This window comes from Fodinibius sp. AD559, from assembly GCF_052712805.1.
The window spans coordinates 423,152-444,521 of sequence record NZ_JBQPVW010000001.1 but is presented as its reverse complement, the minus strand read 5'-3'; the positions used below and the strand labels follow the sequence as shown (position 1 = coordinate 444,521).

General features: G+C 43.7%; 14 protein-coding genes, 1 tRNA gene and 1 pseudogene. 13 read left to right on the top strand and 3 right to left on the bottom strand.

The features are described from left to right. The first annotated feature begins 144 nt into the window (after nucleotides 1-144). From ACQ4LT_RS02080 to ACQ4LT_RS02055, 6 genes are all read left to right on the top strand, one after another. The gene (locus ACQ4LT_RS02080) at nucleotides 145-1,944 is read left to right on the top strand and encodes a copper resistance system multicopper oxidase (RefSeq protein ID WP_445664342.1); all 1,800 of its coding nucleotides are present in this window, start codon (nucleotides 145-147) and stop codon (nucleotides 1,942-1,944) included. Nucleotides 1,945-2,001: 57 nt separating this feature from the next. Next, nucleotides 2,002-2,766 (top strand): copper resistance protein B, encoded by a 765-nt coding sequence (locus ACQ4LT_RS02075; protein WP_445664341.1) that lies wholly within the window; start codon nucleotides 2,002-2,004, stop codon nucleotides 2,764-2,766. Between the two features lie 238 nt (nucleotides 2,767-3,004). Continuing rightward, nucleotides 3,005-3,697 carry an NAD(P)-dependent oxidoreductase gene (locus tag ACQ4LT_RS02070; protein WP_445664340.1) on the top strand — a complete coding sequence of 231 codons (693 nt, stop codon included), beginning with the start codon at nucleotides 3,005-3,007 and terminating at the stop codon, nucleotides 3,695-3,697. A 72-nt stretch (nucleotides 3,698-3,769) separates the two neighbouring features. Continuing rightward, on the top strand, nucleotides 3,770-4,975 hold the full coding sequence (locus ACQ4LT_RS02065) for a permease (protein ID WP_445664339.1): 1,206 nt from the start codon (nucleotides 3,770-3,772) through the stop codon (nucleotides 4,973-4,975). Nucleotides 4,976-4,992: 17 nt separating this feature from the next. Beyond that, the gene (locus ACQ4LT_RS02060) at nucleotides 4,993-6,063 is read left to right on the top strand and encodes a DUF2231 domain-containing protein (RefSeq protein WP_445664338.1); all 1,071 of its coding nucleotides are present in this window, start codon (nucleotides 4,993-4,995) and stop codon (nucleotides 6,061-6,063) included. 11 nt (nucleotides 6,064-6,074) lie between these two features. Continuing rightward, on the top strand, nucleotides 6,075-6,527 hold the full coding sequence (locus ACQ4LT_RS02055) for a nuclear transport factor 2 family protein (RefSeq protein WP_445664337.1): 453 nt from the start codon (nucleotides 6,075-6,077) through the stop codon (nucleotides 6,525-6,527). Between the two features lie 22 nt (nucleotides 6,528-6,549). Here the strand turns inward: ACQ4LT_RS02055 and ACQ4LT_RS02050 are convergent, their stop codons facing one another. Next, entirely contained in the window at nucleotides 6,550-6,960 is a 411-nt protein-coding gene (locus ACQ4LT_RS02050) for a hypothetical protein (protein ID WP_445664336.1), read from the bottom strand. 661 nt (nucleotides 6,961-7,621) lie between these two features. On the opposite strand from ACQ4LT_RS02050, the gene ACQ4LT_RS02045 reads away from it, so the two are divergent. From ACQ4LT_RS02045 to ACQ4LT_RS02020, 6 genes are all read left to right on the top strand, one after another. Beyond that, nucleotides 7,622-8,083 (top strand): MerR family transcriptional regulator, encoded by a 462-nt coding sequence (locus ACQ4LT_RS02045; RefSeq protein ID WP_445664335.1) that lies wholly within the window; start codon nucleotides 7,622-7,624, stop codon nucleotides 8,081-8,083. Next, nucleotides 8,080-8,301, top strand: a complete 222-nt coding sequence (locus ACQ4LT_RS02040) for a GDCCVxC domain-containing (seleno)protein (protein ID WP_445664334.1) — start codon at nucleotides 8,080-8,082, stop codon at nucleotides 8,299-8,301. Before ACQ4LT_RS02045 ends, ACQ4LT_RS02040 begins: the two co-directional genes overlap by 4 nt. Before the next feature lie 630 nt (nucleotides 8,302-8,931). After that, the gene (locus ACQ4LT_RS02035) at nucleotides 8,932-10,056 is read left to right on the top strand and encodes a saccharopine dehydrogenase family protein (protein WP_445664333.1); all 1,125 of its coding nucleotides are present in this window, start codon (nucleotides 8,932-8,934) and stop codon (nucleotides 10,054-10,056) included. A 365-nt stretch (nucleotides 10,057-10,421) separates the two neighbouring features. Continuing rightward, the gene (locus ACQ4LT_RS02030; RefSeq protein WP_445664332.1) at nucleotides 10,422-10,661 is read left to right on the top strand and encodes a hypothetical protein; all 240 of its coding nucleotides are present in this window, start codon (nucleotides 10,422-10,424) and stop codon (nucleotides 10,659-10,661) included. A 287-nt stretch (nucleotides 10,662-10,948) separates the two neighbouring features. Then, nucleotides 10,949-12,640, top strand: coding sequence for a PAS domain-containing sensor histidine kinase (locus ACQ4LT_RS02025; RefSeq protein WP_445664331.1), 1,692 nt, complete (start codon nucleotides 10,949-10,951; stop codon nucleotides 12,638-12,640). Between the two features lie 285 nt (nucleotides 12,641-12,925). Then, a complete protein-coding gene (locus ACQ4LT_RS02020) occupies nucleotides 12,926-16,528 on the top strand; it encodes a PAS domain S-box protein (protein ID WP_445664330.1) in 3,603 nt (1,200 codons plus the stop codon). A 236-nt stretch (nucleotides 16,529-16,764) separates the two neighbouring features. Here the strand turns inward: ACQ4LT_RS02020 and ACQ4LT_RS02015 are convergent. After that, a pseudogene (locus tag ACQ4LT_RS02015) lies at nucleotides 16,765-17,817 on the bottom strand (IS3 family transposase). Between the two features lie 299 nt (nucleotides 17,818-18,116). On the opposite strand from ACQ4LT_RS02015, the gene ACQ4LT_RS02010 reads away from it, so the two are divergent. Then, nucleotides 18,117-18,190 (top strand) — tRNA-Arg (locus tag ACQ4LT_RS02010). Between the two features lie 129 nt (nucleotides 18,191-18,319). Here the strand turns inward: ACQ4LT_RS02010 and ACQ4LT_RS02005 are convergent. Continuing rightward, a complete protein-coding gene (locus tag ACQ4LT_RS02005) occupies nucleotides 18,320-21,322 on the bottom strand; it encodes a PAS domain S-box protein (protein ID WP_445664329.1) in 3,003 nt (1,000 codons plus the stop codon). Nucleotides 21,323-21,370 lie beyond the last annotated feature (48 nt).

Genomic DNA, 21,370 nt, shown 5'->3' with positions numbered 1-21,370 from the left:
TTCTTAGTGCATGACAAATCCTGTTCATAGCAGGTAACTAAAATATGGAATTCTTTAAGCTTGATTTAAGGTTCTCCTGTTATATTTCGGGACTATGTTGAAATATTTTTTTCTAACACTGAACAAAGAGACAAACATCCAGTTATGAGTGACGATAATAACAGCATAAGCCGCCGAAAATTCCTGCGCTATACCGCTTCGATGGCCGCTATGGCAGGCATAAGTACCGTTCTGCCGACCTACGCTTTTGCCGGGTTTAATGATCGGGAAGTACTGACTCCCAAAGGCCCCGACAATGTCATTGATCTGACTATCGGCAAAATGCCCCACAAGGTCGACGGAAAGCAAGGCGAAGCCATTGGCATCAATGGCACGGTGCCCGGTCCCCTGATCCGCTTGCAAGAAGGACAGGACGTGCAGCTCCGGGTAACCAATGAACTGGAGGAGTCTACCTCCATTCACTGGCACGGGATCCTCCTGCCTTTCCAGATGGATGGCGTGCCCGGCGTTAGTTTTGACGGCATTGCCCCCGGTGAAACCTTTGAATACCGGTACCCGGTGCGGCAAAACGGGACCTACTGGTATCACAGCCACTCGGGCCTGCAGGAACAGCTCGGCCACTACGGGCCGCTGGTTATTGATCCGGCCGATGAGGACCCGGTCGACTATGATCGCGAATATCCGATTGTTCTTTCTGACTGGACCTTTGAAGATCCGCATGACGTGCTGGACAATGTAATATCACTGGATGCCTACTACAATTACCAGCAGCGAACGCTTGGAGAGTTTTTCAAGGATATAAAGGAGAACGGGTTTGGAGATACCGTTAAGGACTATCACTCATTTGGAAAGATGCGTATGAAAGCGACCGATCTGTTGGATATAACCGGCGCCACCTACACCTATCTGATGAACGGTCGCGGCCCCGACTCCAACTGGAACACCCTGTTCAAGAAAGGCGAAAAAGTGCGCCTGCGATTTATCAACGCCTCGGCGGGCACCACGGCTTTTGATGTGCGCATTCCCGGCCTGGAGATGACGGTAGTACAAGCCGACGGCCAAAATGTAGAGCCGGTGCCCATCGAGGAGTTCCGCATCGGTATTGCTGAAACCTATGATGTGATTGTCGAACCCAAAGAAGAAAAACCCTACACGATTTTTGCCGAGTCCCTAGACCGCGGCGGTTATGCTCGCGGTACGCTGGCCCCACGTGAAGGGATGGAAGCCCCGGTGCCTGACCTGCGTCCCCGTCCCACACGCAGCATGCGGGATATGGGCATGATGATGCAGATGGGTGACATGGATATGGAAAAAGGAGATATGAAGGAAATGGACCATGGAGAAATGGATCACAGCGGCATGGACATGCCCGCTATGAAAGATACCCCCGTCAAGCATGGGCCCGACAAACACGGTATAGGTGCAGCGGCCATCGCCCAAAACCAGTTTAATCGGTTGGATGAACCGGGCATCGGTCTGGGTAACGACGGGCGCAAAGTGCTGGTGTACAATGATCTCAGGAGCCTGCGTCCCAACAAAGACAAACGTGATGCCCAGCGCGACGTGGAGCTGCACCTGACCGGGAATATGGAACGCTACATGTGGTCGTTCGACGGCGAACAGTTTCACGAGGTGGACGGTCCCATCGAGTTCAAACACAACGAGCGGCTGCGACTGACGCTGGTCAACGACACCATGATGGAGCATCCCATCCACCTGCACGGTATGTGGATGGAGCTGGAAAATGGAAACGGGCAGTACAATCCCCGGCAACATACTCTGCTCGTGCAGCCGGCCCAGCGTATTTCGGCCTTGGTTACCCCGCGCGACAAAGGACGCTGGGCCTTCCACTGCCACATCCTGTACCACATGGAGCGCGGGATGTTCCGCGTGGTCCAGGTCGCGGATGAAGACGACAGTATTTATGGACAGGATTATTCATAAGGAGCGCCAACAAACTTTTAAAAACGAATTTTATCTGACATACAAATTTGCATAACAATGACCATGATAAAACGCATAGCAACATTCATTCTCACCACTTTTGTTATCATTGCAATCGGCGGCAGTTCAGCCTTTGCCCAAAAAGCTCCTGAGTTCAGCAATGACCTGATGATGGGCGATAACACCTACGTCTACCTGATTGCTGAAAAGCTGGAATATCGCAGCGTGAGTGGAGTAAATCCCCTTATGTGGGAAGTGCAAGGGTATGTAGGCAAGGACCTGAACAAATTCTGGTTTAAGTCGCACGGCGAAGCATTGACCACCGAGAGCGAAGCCGAAATGGAATTCCAGGGTCTCTACAGCCGGGCCATCACCACGTATTTTGATCTGCAGGCCGGAATCCGTTACGACTTAGCCTATGAAGGTGGCGGCAACAAGTCGCGCGCTTTGGCAGTTCTGGGACTACAGGGAATGGCTCCTTACTTCTTTCATGTCGATGGCGGTATGTTCGTCAGTGAAGACGGCGATCTGTCGGCCTCTTTGGAAGCCGAATATGATCTGCTGTTTACCCAGCGACTGATCGGTCAGCCCGTTTTCGAAACCAGTGTTGCCCTGCAGGATGTTCCCGAGTGGGGCGTCGGATCCGGATTCAATAACATCGGACTCGGTTTCCGGCTTCGCTATGAGTTCGCGCGGGAATTTGCCCCCTACATCGGCATCAACTGGGAGCGTAAGCTGGGTGAAACCGCCGACATGGCTCGCGCCGGTGGCGGACATGTCAGTAACTTTAGCATGCTCGGTGGGGTTCGCATGTGGTTTTGATATGAGGTCTAATTATTTAAGGAACAAATTTTAATCCAGTGTTCCTCTCATTTTGTACCACTAACTATATGGAAGGTATAAGTTGGTTAAACATGACATTGTATTAGAAATAAAGACATATATTTAACCTCAGAAATGCATCACATACTAAAGCTTAATAGTTATTCATATATAATGGCAAAACTTTAGTTGCCAATGAATTTAAAGAGAAAATCATCACTGAAGCTTATTGGATAGCATGAATTTAGCACTCTTTGGCGCTACAGGTGGAACAGGTAGATGTATCTTAAGCCAAGCATTACAAAATAGAGATCATAATATTAGAGCCTTGGTACGCAGTCCCGGCAAATTACAAATTGAGGATCCCAAGCTTAATATAATAAATGGGAATATATTAGAGAGGAAAGATGTACATAAAACAATTTCAGGTACGGATGGAGTATTATCTGTACTAGGAAATACGGGTAATAATCCAAGTGATTTACATACCAAGGGAACGCAGCATCTATTGTCTGGCATGGATTATCATAATGTAAATCGGATAGTTATCTTGACTTCAATGGGCTTGGGAGAAAGCCGGAATCAGATTCCATGGTTCACGAGACTTTTTACAAAAATTTTTCTCCGTGAATTGATGGCAGATAAAAGACGCCAAGAAAAATTAATTGAGGAAAGTAATCTGAACTGGACGATCATTCGCCCGGGTGGATTAACCAACAATCAGAGAACCAAGGATGTTTACAAAGGAACCGATCCCGAAATTATGGCTGGGCCCATTGCACGAAATGAAGTAGCTAAATTTATGTTGGATACCGTCACATCAAGTAAATTTTTGCAAGAAAAGCCAGTAATAACTTCGAAACGAAGCTTTGATTTAAACTCTTTGTATGGTCAGTTCAAGCAATTGTTTAGCCATATTTTAAATAGTTAGATAAGACAGCCATCCTGCAACAATTATAGCCGAAATTCGAGTCTATATTTTTTAAAAAATACTTAGTATAACATGGATTTTATTAGTCTATACGGCGAATCGGCAAAAACAGCACTGGGATTTTTCTGGAAGTCCGGCTGGGCATTTATACTTGGCTATTTTGTCAGCGGGATGATCCAAGCCTTTGTTCCCAAAAAAGAGCTCACCAAATACATGGGGGACGCCGATTTCAAAAGTATTTCCCTATCCACTTTCTTTGGCGCAGCCTCCTCATCCTGTTCGTTTGCTGCCTTAGCCGCTGCCCGTTCCCTTGTCAAAAAAGGAGCCCATTTTGTTGCAGCTGTGGCTTTTATGTTCGCTTCTACCAATCTGGTTATTGAGCTGGGTATTTTGATTCTCATCTTTCTGGGTTGGCAATTCCTTGCCGCTGAACTTATTGGCGGGCTCGTGCTCATTGCCATTAGCAGCCTGCTCATCAAATGGACCTATCCGGAAAGCTGGCTGCAGGCGGCTCGTGAAAAAGTAGAAGAGGAAGACGATGGTCTGACGGAAGATTTTGATTGGAAAAAACGCATCAAAAGCAAAGAAGGATGGCAACTGGTCGGGCATAAATTTGTGAACGACTGGAAAATGGCGTGGGAAGATATTCTGATCGGTTTCACCATTGCTGGATTTGTGGCCGTACTGGTTCCCGAGTCATTCTGGACCACCCTTTTTCTGGTTGATGCCCAACATCTGCCCGGCTGGCTAGTGACCGTGGAGAATGCGCTTGTAGCCCCGTTTGTTGCAGCTGCTACCTTTATCGGATCGATGGGGAATATTCCCCTGGCAACGGTTCTCAATCAAAACGGCGTGCTCTTTGCCGGGATTATGGGATTCATCTACTCTGACCTGATGGTGCCTCCACTGGTCCATATCAACGCTAAATACTACGGTTGGCGGGTCGCACTGTATATTGCCGGAGTAATGTTTGTCAGTATCGTTCTCACAGCTTTAATTCTGAACGGGATATTCTCCTTTCTGGACATTATCCCGGAAAGCCGGCGGGTTGTATCGGAGATCACGCAGTTTAAAATTGACTATACCTTCTGGATGAATCTGGTTTTCGTCTGGATCGCCGGAGCACTGGTATGGTTGCATAAGAAATACATGCAAACCCACGAGATGAAAATGATGGATATGGAAAGTGGCGGCAAGATTAAGAACATTGCCGTAACATTGTTTATTATCATTAACGTCTTGGGATTATCGGCATTCGTTTATACCCAACTACTTTAACTCAAAAATTTCTGTCTATGGAACTAATTCCCGAATGGGCTCCTAACATACATCCGATACTGGTTCACTTCCCCATCGCTATTATTCTGCTGGCAGTATTGATGGAATTGCTAAACTTTTTTCTGCCGGATGATTGGTGGGATGATCTAAAATCTACCATTTTGTATGGAATTGGAGCGATTTCAGCTATTGTAGCCTACTACTCAGGAACCTGGGCAGCCGATAGCGTCTTTCTGCCGTCGCAGGCTCAAAACGTGTTAAACAGTCATTCCGACTGGGCACTCTGGACCGTCTGGTTTTTTGTAGGATACGTTGTCCTGCGAATAGGGCTTCACCGGTATAAAACCTTTGATCGGAAAAGCATCAAAGTCGTCGTATTCATTCTTGCACTACCCGGGGTATTTCTGCTGTACGAAACCGGTGACCATGGAGCTGAATTAGTATTTGGGTATGGGGCTGGAACGGGACAACTGCTCCAGCAAGAAGAAACGACAGCTCTCGGAGATAGCCTTTCTACACAGTCAAATACTACGTTCGAGGTAACCGACAGCAGCAACTGGTCATGGGAGATCGGCCCCAATGGTGTAAGTACACTACTTTCTCGTTTCCGCTGGCTGGAAGGTTCCGTCCAAGACCTACAGCCTGTAGTTATCCAAAATGAAGATAACTATCTGCTAAATTTTACCGTGGATTCAACATCCAACTTCTTTGTGGAAAAAGGTACTGTTCAAAACGTTCAGGTTGACTATTATCTGGACCTTTCTGAGTTCAATGGACAGGTTTCGCTCGTCAACCACGTGCAGGATGACCAAAACTATGACTTTATAGCACTGTCATCTGATGGCACCATATCTCAGGGACGAGTAAGCGAGGGCAACCGTGAAGTATTTGCCGAAGAATCTTATTCTGCTTCAGGCATGCTGTTTATTCGAACCGTTGGGAATGACACTCACTTCCGAGCCTATATCAACAAAGAGATGGCCGTTCATGGTCACGGAGAGGCCCCGGAGGCCGGCAAAGTAGGACTTAAAATCGATGGAAACGGAACCATACTTATTGATAGCATTTCTTTAACACAACTTAATTAATTAAACCACTTATGTATTCCCGAATATCATTAGCTGTAGTTTTCCTATTTATAATTGGAACTTCTATATCTGTAGGGCAGCCTTCTGCCTCAGAGAAAAATATAATTAAGACGCTTGATGCATTCCACCAAGCCATTATTGAGAACGACAGCCAAGCGGCCAAAAATCTACTCTCAGAATCTGTACGAATTCTTGAAGGCGGAAATATCGAAACTAAAGAGGAATACTTGTCTCACCATTTTCATTCTGATGGCAAGTTTCTAAGTGCCATGAAACAGGAAGTTGAATCACAAACTGTTACGATTGAGGGCAATACCGCTTGGGTTTCAACCCAAACACATACCTGGGGCACCTACAGCGATAGTAAATTAGATCTTAACAGTCTCGAGCTAGCTGTCCTGAAAAAGGGAGAAGGAAACTGGCAAATCACCGCGCTTCACTGGTCTTCTGCTAGTCGAAGCTGAATTAAATCTAGGGTTAGCGGCACTAATATTTATGTAATGCATAGAAAAGAGCAGGAATTCCAAGTGGGAAAGCCAGTATCCCAAACGTTGCAATAGGATATTTAGCTTTTTGGGTGTATAGACAAGCACATATAGTCGCGATAATTCCAACTCCTACTATCCCATAAGCAATATTACTCCAAAACGGTTCATAGGATGAACAATAAAGCCAGCAAGCAATAGTATAAGAAGGCGCATTCCAGGTGGCAGGCTCAAGTTTAGGCCAGAAAAACCGGCAATAGGTCGTCCACCCCAACATTGCCAAGGTTGGGTATCCTACAAGCCACCGTAATGGTGTAGCATTCCCTTTCCTAACTACGAACCACTGATAACCTCTCAGGAAAAGCGCCGGAAAACCAATAATCCAAAGCCAGATGCCTATAGTGTAAGTCACAGGCCAATGCTCAACTCGTGGTTGAGTTATCGGTAAGTGCAGATTAGAAGGGATCGAAAACCAGGGAAAGGATGAATCTGGAACGGCATTAGTAAACAGGGAAAACAGGCAAAGAAACGTTCCTACAATGAGACCATATAAAGCATAACGCGTATACGTGCGCAAAACCTTTGGTAATCTATATTTACAGCTTCCTACCATATTTTATGCTTCAGCTAATCTTATTACTCAAGTAGTTTTTTTAAAATTAATACCTTATAAATTATTGTGAGATAATCCTTAGATCAAGAGAACCAACACATTAAAGACCATTTTCATATTGATTAAAGGATATAAAGCCCAACCAATATTAAGGCAAAAAAACGCTTGACTCTCGACCATGGTACAGGCCTTATATTACAGGTGAATTGGACTCGTAATTAAACTAACAGTTGTTATGCCCCTTAAAAAAGGAGAAGTTTATCAGTGTCCCGACGAGAATTGTGGCTGCGAAGTCACCGTAACCAAAGGAGCACTCAGCGATTGCTCAGGGACGCAAAACCCAACCTGTTGTTGTGGTAAAACCATGCTCAAGAAAAACTAAGAGCAATAAGCATCCGGGATTCTACCTCGGATGCTCATAACAGTTGGACATTGTATTTATAGTAAGTAGGTGACGTATATGTTTGAAGATATGGATGAAAAATATGAGGGAATCACCACCTATAAAATTGGTGAAGTTGCCAGTCGGGCTAACGTTAATAAAGAAACGGTTCGTTATTATGAGGAGCGGGAACTTATTCCTAAACCAGATCGTCGCCGGTCTGGCTACCGCATCTTTACCCAACGACATGTTAATCAAATAAAATTCATCAAACGCGCCCAACAATTGGGATTCACATTAAGTGAAATTAAGGAACTATTAGAACTGCGCCTGGATAAGGAAACGTCCTGTTCGGAAATCAAAGAAGAGGCCCGACAAAAATATCAGGACATTACCCAAAAAATTAAGGACCTACGCCAAATACAAGACACCCTTGTTGATCTAATAGATTCCTGCTCAGAAGGAGGGCCTATTGCTGATTGTCCAATATTGAATGCGCTGGAAGGAGAAAACCAAACCGGACGGGAGCTGCGACAATGAACAACGCCAACCGCCAAATAACGCTTCAGTCAACAATCACTTGTCCGAAATGTGGCCATCAGTCCATAGAAGAGATGCCGACGGATTCTTGCCAGTATTTTTGGGAATGTCCCAGTTGTGGAGAGGTATTAAAACCGAAACAAGGAGACTGTTGCATATTTTGCTCATACGGTGATACTCCATGTCCACCTGTTCAAAAGGAGGAATCCTGCTGTTAATTATTGAACTGATTTGAAGCAATAATATTTGGATAAAAAGGTTGCATATATAACCCCAATGGTAAGGAATTTCATGTCACCATTTGTTACCTAAAATAGCTTAATCCATATGTTTGAATTCTATTAAATTTTACCGAAATTCTTCTGCGCTACTCTCAAGTAGCGTCTCTCTTGATGAATAGTCAGGGCCCCGGCTTTGAACGGCTGGGGCTTTCTTAATTTTGCCTTTCTCAGAGTTCCCACATATTCTCATTTTCAGACAATTAAAACCATCTCAATTGTTAGGGAACCGTATATTCGACTATCACCCGTTATAGTTTCGATAGTGAAAACCCACGTTATTCAAGTGAATTAAAGCTGTTCAATTTTATAGCCTCTAATGGATCATTTCTCATTTCTCCCAATAGAGGTTAGATGTAATATCATAGAACAACTCATAGTCACATAGGGGAAATCATGTTGGCTATACTCACCACTTTTTTTCATTTTCCTATTTTGTTCCCTTTACTGCTCTCCCATTCTTCGGTAACCTGAATTGGGAATTCATAGTAAATGGTTGATTGGTATTACTAATGACTGGGATAGATATATTTATTATAGCAATGTGTTTTAACTTAAATAATTACATAAATGCACACGATAACCGTATTAGGGGCAGGCATGGTTGGCAGCGCTATAGCTGCAGACTTAACACCCGATTTTGATGTAACACTGTTTGATATTGACCAAAACAGGTTGAATCATGTCCAACAAAAATATGATGTCCAAACTAAACAGGCTGATCTTTCCCAATCGCACTTATTAAAGGAGGCTATAGGAGATGCTGACTTGGTGGTTTCGGCAGTACCCGGGTTTATGGGTTTTGACATATTGCATGAAATTATAAAAGAGAAAAAAGATGTAGTTGATATCTCATTTTTTGATAAAGACCCTTTCGAGTTAGACAAATTAGCCCAAAAGCATGAGGTAACAGCTGTGGTTGACTGTGGTGTGGCTCCGGGTATGAGTAATATAATCCTGGGGTATTATGACCAGCAGATGAATATTGAAGAGTTTGAATACATGGTCGGCGGCTTGCCAGTCAAACGTAGCTGGCCATATGAATACAAGGCCCCCTTTTCCCCTATCGATGTGATTGAGGAGTACCTCCGTCCCGCGAGGATGCGCATCAATGGAGAAATGGTGACGAAAGAAGCATTATCCGAACCAGAATATGTAGACTTTGATTCCATTGGTACGCTCGAGGCGTTTAACACGGATGGACTTCGGACCCTGCTTCAGACAATGGAGATCCCTAATATGAAAGAAAAGACGCTCCGCTACCCCGGACATATTGAGTACATGCGTTTGTTACGTGATACGGGGTTTCTCAGTAAAGAAAAGGTGAAAATAAATGGGTGTACCGTTCGACCGCTCGATCTTACGGCTAAAATGCTTTTTCCCAAATGGAAATTGGCGGAAGAGGAAGAGGAGTTTACAGTAATGCGAGTTATTATGCGTGGCATGGAGGATAGCGAACCCTTTGAAATACGCTATGATCTCTATGACAAGTTTAACCGAGAAACCGGGATCTCATCAATGGCCCGAACAACCGGTTACACAGCGACAGCGGTGGCGCGATTAGTTATATCAGGTAATTATAGTAGAACGGGGATCATAGCACCGGAGTTTCTGGGAGCAGACACCGAAAGTTTTACAAAAATTCTTGATTATTTGGAAGCCCGCGGTGTCCAATATAACGTTAGCCGAATGTAAATCTGGATTCAATTAAATAGTTACACGATAGGCCTGTGTCTTTCAGGTACAATTTTCTTATTTCTTCTCAAAATGAGAAAGCTTAGGATTCATGTTCCTCACTTCGTTTATAAGCTTAGTGCCTACCAATCATGATTGGTCTTAAAATGATATTCAATATTTGGGCAGGTCAAGACCTATCATTTATTTACAAATATTAATTTTCTATATAAAAAATAAAGGAGTATTATATCTTCTATAAGATTGCCAGTGATATATTGATTATATCATCTGAGAAGGCTATTACCCATTTGCATTATAGGAGTATCAGTAATTATAAAATCAACACAAATTATAACCGAATCATATACTGAGGAGCATATTCGATGGACACGGATCAACGCTTCAGAAAATATTATCAAACAGGTCAGTACAAAGGGTTTTATATGATCCACGAACATTTTTGTGCATTCTCATGTACAACATTCGTTACCTTTTCGAATGGAAAGAAAAATATTTACACCAGCGGAATATTTTCCGAAGAAGCAACGGTTAATGCGTTTAAAGCGATAGACCAATACCATGCGCAAAAGAGGAATACGGAAAGCTTGCTTGTTAAAGCCTAACAGAAATGTCTTATTTGATCACTAAACTCACGTTTAGGTCATAAATAATGATTCTAAAAATCTACGCATTTTCTTCAAAATCATGAATCGCAAGGTTGGAGCTCATTGAATTTCCTTTTAGTTCACAAGATATCTTTTGAATTTGATACTAAAATTACAAAATTCCAGAAAGCTTTAGGTTTCAGTACAACAACTAATACGTCATCATTAGCCCAATGATATATAGTTGGCATATCGGGCTATTGTAAACAATATCTTTTTGGGAGTACGACATAATGGGAGATTATATGAAGAAGGTAGCAATACTTCTATCTAAACGATCAGTGCTTCTACTGCTGGTATATATCATTGTTGCCACATCCTGGATCTTTATCACCGATCAGCTTGTCCAACCGATGGCCAATGATTCGGACACGACCTATCTGCTAATTTCGCTGAAAGACTGGATTTTTATCGTCATCAGTGGATTAGTGTTGGTTTACTTTGCTAGTCAAAAGCGGGAGGCACAACAAGATTTGGCCAGCACCGAGCGGAAATATCAGAAACTGTTTCAACACAGCTCGGATGGTATTATGCTCACCAACCCCAACGGAGCTATCCTGAAAGTAAACCCTGCCGGCTGTCGCATTTTAGGTCGCAAGGAAGAAGACATTAAAGCGTTGGGGCGAGAAGGAATAACCAAGAATGATGAAAAAATGCAGGAAGCCCTTAAAAGACGGGAGGAAACCGGCCATTTCTCTGGTGAGGTGACGGTCATTCACAAAACGGGGAAACCTATTCCTGTTGAACTGACTTCCTCGGTATTCCATATGGAGGGTGAGGGACTTCAAACGAGCATTATTTTTCGAGACATTACTGACCGAAAGAAACATGAACGGCTCCTCCAAGAACAGATCCGGATGCGCGCCGCTATCATGGAGGTCGGGGCCAAAGCTCTCGAGGCAGGAAAGCTAACATCATTTTACGAGATGCTTGTCCAAGAAATGACCGCTCTACTCGATGCCCAGAGAACCCAACTGTTCCGCTTTACGGAAGACTCCGGAGTGCAGCTGCTGGCCAGCAGTCCACCACTCGAGGCATCCCCAGTAGGTGGCCATGAATTCGTGGACTTACAAACCATCAACACGCCCCAAGTTATACAACCCGACCAGCTACGTCCCCTAACCCAACGAACATCTGATTCCTCGGTTAGCTACGGCGTTATTATTCCCGGGGATTCCGGGCCGCTTGGATTTGTGGCTGTTCAGTATTCGGGCAACTATGAGCTGAATACCAATGACGAGCTATTCCTCAAAGCCGTGGCTCATATTATTAGTATCACCACGGCTCGCAAGCAAGCCGAACAACAGCTCCAGCAGTCCCTTGACGAAAAGAAAACGCTGCTGGCAGAAATCCACCACCGGATTAAGAATAATTTGGCCGTAATATCGGGACTGCTAGAAGTGCAAGCCCTAGAAACAGAAGATGAACAGGTTCGGTTCACGCTTCATGATAGCCAACAGCGAATTCAAACCATTGCTACCATCCATGAAAAACTATATCAAAATAATACCCTAGCAGAAATTTGTACTAAGGGATTTATCGAAGATCTAATTAGTTCTATCCACAACGCCCATAATCCCGGCAACCAACAAGATATTACCTACCAAACAAATATTGAGGACATTGGATTGGATATGGACCAAGCCATTCCTCTCGGCCTTATTGTTAATGAGCTGGTAAGCAATACCTATAAACATGCCTTTGAGGGGCAACAGCAAGGCCTTGTATCCATCCACTTGGAGAGCGAAGGCGATACGATGTACCTTCGAGTCACTGATAACGGGAAGGGACTACCAGAAGATTTTACCATGCAGCAAAACAATTCGTTAGGCATGAATCTTATTCAAACTCTGGCTCATCAGTTAGAGGGACAGCTCGAATATCAGAACACAGAACATGGATGTGAATTTACCGTAACAGCGCCATTGCCACACTAAGTATTATTACTAATTTCTAATAGCATTTTTCTTAATTTACTGAGTTTCAACGGGCTTAAAATATTAAGTCAATTCCTAACCCCTTTTAAAGCAAGGGAGAAAAAAATACTACCCAACAAACAACTACAGATCTTCTAACTCACTACTTTCTCTGATATTAATCCCCGAAATATTTCCTTAAGAAGAAGTAACGAAAATATGCAATCTTACATTCTAGGTGTATCTTAATAAGATAAACACCTAGCCCTATTGTCCCCAACAGAGAGTTCTTAATGACGGCTTACTATGGACATCAAAAATATTGATTTTTTATTTAGCGAAAATCCCAATCCAATGTGGATCTATGACCCTTCGGATCTATCTATTAAAGCGGGTAATAAAGCAGCTTGTGATTTATACGGTTATTCGGAAAACGAATTGGTGTCCATAACCATTGCAGACCTACGTCCCGCAAGCGAAAAGGCAAAACTGGAGGAGTATTTAGAAACCCCAGCGAAAGATTTCAATAATGCCGGCATATGGAAACACAAAAAGAAAAGCGGTGATATTCTATTTGTCCGGGTGCTATCAAATCCTATCCGTTACAATGAGAAGCAATACAAACTCGTTACCGTACATGATGTAACCAACGAAATCCAATATAAGCAAGAACTCCATCAGCTTGTAGAGAATAGTTTGGATGGAATTATGCTTACCAGTCCTGATGGAAAAATTTACCGCGCGAATCGATCAGCATGTGAAATTTTAGGAATGGAGGAGCAAGAAATTATCAAGCGTGGTCGCGAAGGTATAACCTACGAAGGTCAAAAACTTCGGAAAGCAATCAATAGACGAAGCCAATCTGGTAATTTTTCCGGTGAATTGACCTTTATACACAAATCGGGACGCAAAATTCCTGTTGAACTCACCACTTCTGTATATACCAACCTGCAAGGAGAACAACGAACGAGCTTGGTATTTCGTGATATTACTCAACGCAAAGAAACCCAACAGAAACTCCGTGATATCCTTGAGCATAGCACTAACATGTTTTATCGTCATGATACCAACAATACAGTTACATATGTAAGCCCGCAGGCAAAAGAATTCTTGGGAGTTACGCCTGGAAAGGTCCAACATCAGTGGACCGATTTTATCACGGAAAACCCTGATAATCAAAAAGGATACGAATACACCCAAAAAGCCATAACAACAGGACAAGCTCAACCATCATACCCACTTGAGCTCCAAAAAACGAATGGTGAAAAAATTTGGGTTCGCGTGAATGAAGCCCCGATTGTCGAAAATGGTAAACCAGTTGCTATGGTCGGATCTCTAACCGATATCACGGAGCAAAGGCAATACGAGGAACAACTTCAGGAAAGTCTTAAGCGCTACCACTATGTAACTAAGGCTACGAATGATGGTATTTATGACTGGAATATTATAGATGACCACCTTCATCTGGGTGAAGGCTTTTACGATATAATTGGTGAGGAAATTGACTTACAGAGTTGCACGTTGGAAGAGTATGCCCAACTTGTTCATCCGGCGGATCACCCAACGGTACAACAGGACCTGAATGAGGCATTGGCACATCCTTCTAAAAATCACTGGGAGCATGAATACCGATTTAAAAAATCAGATGGCGGATACGCCCATGTAATTGAAAACGGTTATATCATTCGGGATGATGACGGCGCAGCCATTCGCATGATTGGAGCTATTCGGGATGTAACCGAACAGCGGAAGTTGGAAGATCTCTTAGAGGAAGCCCAACGAATGGCCGGTATTGGCGCCTGGGAAGTAGATCTTATCAGCGATGAGATATATTGGTCTTCTATTACAAGAGAAATCCACCAGGTCGATTCCGACTATACCCCTGATCTTGAAACCAGTATTAGCTTTTATAAAGAAGGAAAACATCGGAAAACCATACAAAGAATCGTCCAAGAAGCAATTGAAGATGGCATATCTTCAGATATTGAAGCGCTGCTCATAACAGCAAAGGGGAATGAACGATGGGTACGAGTAAAAGCTGAACCCGAAATCATTCAAGGTGAATGCGTGCGCCTTTACGGAAGCTTTCAGGATATCCATGACCGTAAGGTTTCCCAGCTAAAGCTCCAGCAGGCATACAAAGAACGCCAACAAATTCTGGAACGTATTAACGATGCTTTTTATGCAGTAGACCGAGACTGGACGGTGACGTACTGGAACAAGCAAGCAGAAGAAACACTAGGACCTTCACAGTCAGAGATGATTGGCGAGAACCTTTGGGAAAAGTTTCCCGCGGCCAAAGAGCTCAAATTTTACCCCAACTATCAACAAGCTCTCAATGACCAAACGTCTGTTCAATTTGAAGAGTTCTTTCATCCGTTAAAGCAATGGTTTGAAGTCAGTGCCTATCCTTCCCCTGACGGTCTCAGTGTGTTCTTCCGAGATATTACCGGCCGAAAAGAAACGGAAGAGTCACTGCGAGAAGTATATCGTAGGAAACGATTAATTTTAGAATCCACCGAAGAAGGTATCTATGGCATCGACACTGAAGGACGCTGTACTCTTATCAATGCATCCGCCGTGAAGATGCTTGGTTATAGTACAGAAGAGTGTATAGGAAAGAACATGCATGATTTAATCCATCATACCCATAAGACTGGAGAGCCCTATCCTGAATCAGGATGCCCCATATTTGTTGCAAAAAACCAGCATGAAAGCTGTAGGATAGCAGATGAAGTGTTCTGGAGAGCTGACAATTCTTGTTTTGAAGTGGAATATACCTCCAATCCCATGATTGAAGATGGAAAAATTAAAGGAGCTGTCATAGTTTTCTCTGATATCACAGAACGGAAACAAAAGCAGGAGGAAATTCGACAGGCCAAAGAGCGCTATGATATCGCATCCAAAGCCACCAGCGATACCATTTGGGATCTTGACTTGCAAAATGATACGATCGAGTATAACAGCAATATCTATAACATGTTCGGATATAAAACCCAACAGGTCAATCAGGTTGGTGATTGGTGGCGTGACAAGATCCACCCAGAAGATCGCCCCGTTGTACTAGCCCAAATTGAAGGAGCACTGAAAACCAATTCTGACCGCTTCCAGATGGAGTACCGGTTCCAAGCTGCCGATGATTCGTATAAATACATTTATGATCGTGCCTTTATAGTAAAAGATGAGAATAGCGAAGCTTTACGTATGATTGGCGCCATGCAGGATATTACGGATCGTAAAAAAGCGGAGCTGGAATTAATTGAATCATTCCAAGAAAAAGAAATGCTCCTGCAGGAAATTCACCATCGCGTAAAGAATAATCTAGCTATTGTAACAAGTATGATGCAGCTGCAGGCGATGGAGACAGAGAATCCAGACCTACAAGGAGCTCTTCAGTCTGCTCAGCAACGAATTCAAACTATTGCCAACATCCACGAATTGTTGTACGGCTCGGAAAGTCTATCACATTTAAACTTTGGAGAAAATATTAGGCAGCTGTTGCATAATCTTAGAGAGATATATGACAACGGTAAACAAATTGCCGTGGATCTACACGTTGATGATATTCCTTTGAATATAAATCAAGCGATCCCCTGTGCGCTTATGGTCAATGAAGTTGTTACCAATGCCTATAAACATGCATTTAACCATCAAAAGGAAGGGAGGATTACTGTTCATCTACATGAAGCAGACGGTAATGTAAAAGTTGAAATTACTGATAATGGCGTAGGCATACCCACAAATTTAGCACAAGAGGATTTACCAACGATCGGAATGACGTTAATCACATTGCTAAAACAACAACTTGAAGGGGAGATAAGCTTTTCAAATACAAATGGCACGCAATTTAGCCTAGAGTTTAAAAAGGCCGATATGAAAGGCATTGGGAGCAGTTTAATAGAAAATTAAATAGGTGACTCCAATGTTTTCAATGAAAATCTCGGCGTAAAATAATTTGATCCTATTCCAGTATCCCTTTCGGCCTAAATATCGACACCGTGGACTTCTACAATTCTCTTGGCGATATAGACAGATATTTCAAATGAATTATCTTCCCAGCTTTCATATTAGTTGTTATGTAGGCTTACCCGAAAGTTGACCGTTTGAAAGTAGAGAAAATTCACTACTGAGCCCCTCCCCATAATTCACCCAGTCATAAGTAGAGAATCGGGCGTTATGTGATGTTCCTGAATGTACTCATTCGGCGTTAAATCTCCTAGTGAACTATGCGGTCGGAAGGAGTTATATTCAGTCCTCCAAGCCTCAATCTTCCCGCGAGCATCTTCCAGCGATAAGAACCAATGTAGGTTCAAACATTCGTCCCGGAAACTCCCATTGAAAGACTCAATATATGGGTTGTCGGTGGGTTTTCCCGGCCGGGAGAAGTCCAGCGTCACCCCGTTGTCGTAGGCCCACTGATCCAGTGCTTTGGAGATAAACTCACTGCCATTATCGACTTGAATCCGCCCCGGTGGCTGCCCGATCCGGCAGGAAATCTGCTCCATGACCCTGGTTACATCCCCGCCTTTAATCGAGGCGTCGACATGGATGGCCAGACATTTCCGACTAAAATTATCCACTACAGTTAAGGCGCGCAGCCGGCGCCCGTCGAAGAGCTGATCGGCCACAAAGTCCATACTCCACAGTTGGTGTGGCTCGCTGAGGGAGGGGCGATCCAAGCGGTGCGCGGCCGTCCGGCTCCGGCGTGGGCGTTTGCTTCGCAAATTAAGCCCCTCTAGCTTATAGAGCCGGTATACGCGCTTGTGATTGACCATCCAGCCTTCCCGACGAAGCAACACGTAGATGCGCCAGAATCCGTATCGTACCCGCGTCAGGGCGATCTCGCGAATCCGGGCGCGAAGGGGCTCGTCGCTCCGAAACCCGGTACTGCTCGACCAGCCATCGGGCCAGCTCGCGGCGGCGGGCCGGCCTCATAGCTTTTTTTTGAGTACCTCTTGCAGCATATGCTTGTCGAGCGACAGGTCGGCGACCAGCTTCTTTAGCCGCGCGTTCTCCTCCTCGAGCTGACGCAGGCGGCGCAGCTCCGAGGTACCCAGCCCGCCAAACTTTTTCTTCCAGTTATAAAAGGTCGCCTCGCTGATGCCCATCTTACGGCAGACCTCCCCAACCCGGGTTCCCGTCTCGGCCTGGTGGAGGGCAAAGACAATCTGAGATTCGGTAAATTTTGATTTTTTCATGGCAATTATGATTTGGTTGTAAGTTAGCATAATTGCCCGAAAACTCTATTTTAGAATGGACCAGTTTTTAGGGAGGAGGTCAGTTACACATGATGTAACATGACTCCCTAAAATCAACCTCTATGAATAATAGAGCCATATATCAGTTTGGCTTCGGAACAGGCCGGTCAGACAGACCAGTGGCAATTCTTGCAATAAGGGGCGCTTGGAATAGGATTACAGTTGGTATTTTGTTCTTTCGTTTTACTCAGTCAGATATACTTGCAGAAGTTGTGTAGCTAATCTGACACACACTGTAAGCGCCCGTAGCTCAATTGGATAGAGCGTTTGGCTTCGGACCAAAAGGTTGGGAGTTCGAGTCTTCCCGGGCGTACCTAAGTAAAGTGCCCGTCATTTTTAGGCGGGCACCTTTTTATTTTAGTTTCATTTTATCCTAAATAGAAAGCTCATCTTTTCTCCATCCTGATGTAACAAATAATGGTACATGAAATATCAGTTTTAGCTATGCATTTGCTTTATCAAAGGTCAAAATAAAGCAAGAACCATTATCTCCTTTTATTTTAAGTTCTCCCCCAAGCTGCAGGGTAAGTGTATGGATCAGTTTAATCCCAAGAGAACCATTTTGACCTTCCTTTACCTCTTCCGGTATTCCTATACCGTTATCCCTTACTTTTAAGGTCACAAGCCCATCTTCTTCATATACTGTAATTTTTATATGTCCTTCAGCGCGATCGGGGAATGCATGCTTGAAGGCATTGGTCAATAATTCATTTAACAGTAATCCACAAGAGATCGCTTGGTCCATCCCAAGCTCTACAGGCTCGATATCATATGAAATTATAACTTCTGTTGTTTCATTAATAAAACTATTGGCAATAGTTTTTCCTAGGTTTTGAACATACTCATCCAACTGAAGGGAAGAAAACAATTCCATCTGGTAGAGCTGTTCATGAATAAGCGACATGCTCTGGATTCGTGTTTGGCTATCTTGCAAACTTCGATAAGCTTCTTCATATTCGGTAGTATCCTTTTGGAGTTCAAGGAGTCCCGATATAACTGCCAAATTGTTTTTTACTCGGTGGTGAATTTCGGCAAGTAATATTTTCTTCTCTTCCAACTGCTCTTTCAGCTGTTGTTCAGCTTCTTTTCGTTTAGCTATGTCTACATAGATGCCAAAAATGGCAATAATGTCTCCATCTATTTCAACGGGAACAGTAGCAATAAGAACTGGAACATCTTTTCCATCCTTACATTGGCGTATGGTTTCTATCTGAAAGGACTCTCCCTGTAATGTCCGATTGGTAATATCCCTAGCTTCTTGCTCTCGTTCCGGAGGAGCAAGAAACGTATCAACATCCTTGCATTTCAATTCTGAGAGCTGGTAACCAAACATCTCTTCAAAGCTGTCATTTACCCTTGAAATCGAATGATCCGCATCTAACAGCACCAATCCCACCGGCGCATTTTCGAAGAGTTGGCTGAAAAGGCTCATGTTTTTCTTCAAAAGCCGATCCTTTTCTTTGCGTTCAGTTATATCCCGTATAATGGCTTGCACATAATTTTCTCCGGGGAGAGGCATATGGATTAAACTCACCTCCGCATCAAAAGTGGTCCCGTCCGGACGTCGAAACTGCCATTCGAAGAATTGATCCTCTCCCTGGAAGGCGCTTCTTACCTTTTCTTTTCCATCAGTATCTGATAACGTGCCCGAGGGTTGTTTGAAAGGGAAAAAAGAAGATAATGCACTTTCTTTCAGCTCTTCGCAGGAACACTGGAATAGCTCTTCGGCTCGCCGATTACAATCGATCACTTCCTTTTCGCCAAGAATTAGTATCCCATCAAAAGAGGTGTCAAATAGGCGTTTAAATTTTTGTTCACTTTCTTTCAACTTTTTCTCGGCATTATATCGCTCATATACTCGACCCAGCTGATACCCAATGGTAGCCATTCTTTCCAACAGCAAAGCATCTTCTTCTAATACGTTGGACGAGAAGAATTCTAATATCCCCACTACCTTGTTTTCAACAAGAATGGGAAAACCAAAACCAGCTCTAATTTGTAGATCTAAATCGGGAAGGCGTCGGACAAAATCAGGATCTTCATGGGCATTTCTCACCCATTGCGGTCTACCGGTTTCTATGACGTCCCCCACCATTCCTTCACCAGGGGAAAACCGAACACCCATCGTAAAACTCCGGAAGTCCTTAAACATTTCTGGATCTCGAACATACCATTGGTCAGTCGGGTAAAATTCATCTGATCCATCATTTGCTGGTTTATAAACGTGGCCAACGGGCCAGTCCATAAATTCACAGATCTCTGCAATACTTTTATCCAGCGCCTCATCTATTCCTTGGGCTTCATTGGCAATTTTGGTCAACCGATGAAGTAGTTTCGTAAATGCTTGTTCTCGTTTAATCTTGTTTTGAGCCTCTTGGAAGTCTGAAATATCACGAACTACGGCCAATGTATGCACTTCACCATTTTCTTTAAGCGGTCCAAGCATAATATCTACCGGTACTTCCGCTCCATCCTTTCGAATGGCTGACAATTCCAAGTCAGCACTCATCGGCCTTTTATGCGGATTTTCCGTATACCGGCGGCAATGGTCTTTATGGTCTTCCCGTATAAGCTCGGGAACAAGAATCTCAATTGGACTACCCACAAGTTCTTCTTCGGAATAGCCCATCATACGTTCCCCCTCCGGGTTGCAATATAGGATCTCCCCATGTTGATCAACAACAAAAATCGCATCCGGGGCCGCATCAAGTAACCGCTTGAAGCGACCTTCACTTGCCTGAAGCTCCTCCTCAATACGAATCGTTTTGCTGACATCTCGCAAGATGGACAGGTGTTGACCAGGCCTTATATTTGCAATAGCTCTATACTCGGTATAAATAACTTCACCGCCTTTCGTTTCCAGCAGATATTTTCCTTCATCGGTACCTGTTTGCAGAAAATCACCCCATTTTTTGTCTTTATATGATTGCATGGGCTCGTAAGTAATATCTTCCACCCTCATTTCGAGCAACTCCTCTCGAGAATAGCCTAACTTCTTGCAAGCTGTCTCGTTGACTTGGGTAAACTGGCCCCTGTCATCGGCAACCAGGATAATATCCAAAGCGTTATCAAAGATAGATTTAAAAATGGGATGTTGCACTGAATCTTCTTTAGTAAGTGGAGGAAAGAGATCATTAACAGTCCCTAAATATGTTGGCTTTTCTCCATCCCCGATTTGTTGCAACGACAGTTCAATTATTGTAGAATGATTATCAGGAAATGATAAGACTACAAAGTCCCTTGATACATCTGCATCTTCAGCGGACTTAATAGTAGAGGAGATTGGTTTTGTAAGCTCCTGAAGAGAACGGCCGATAATTTTAGAATCCCTATCATACCGCTTTTGAAATGCATTATTAACATCTGTTACCTCTTTATTTTTTCCAGACATCAGGAACATTGGAATGGGATTATCCCAAAACAACGCTTTATCAATATTCTCCATAAATACCGTATCTTACACACTATATTTTGTTCTACACTAGAATGGTAT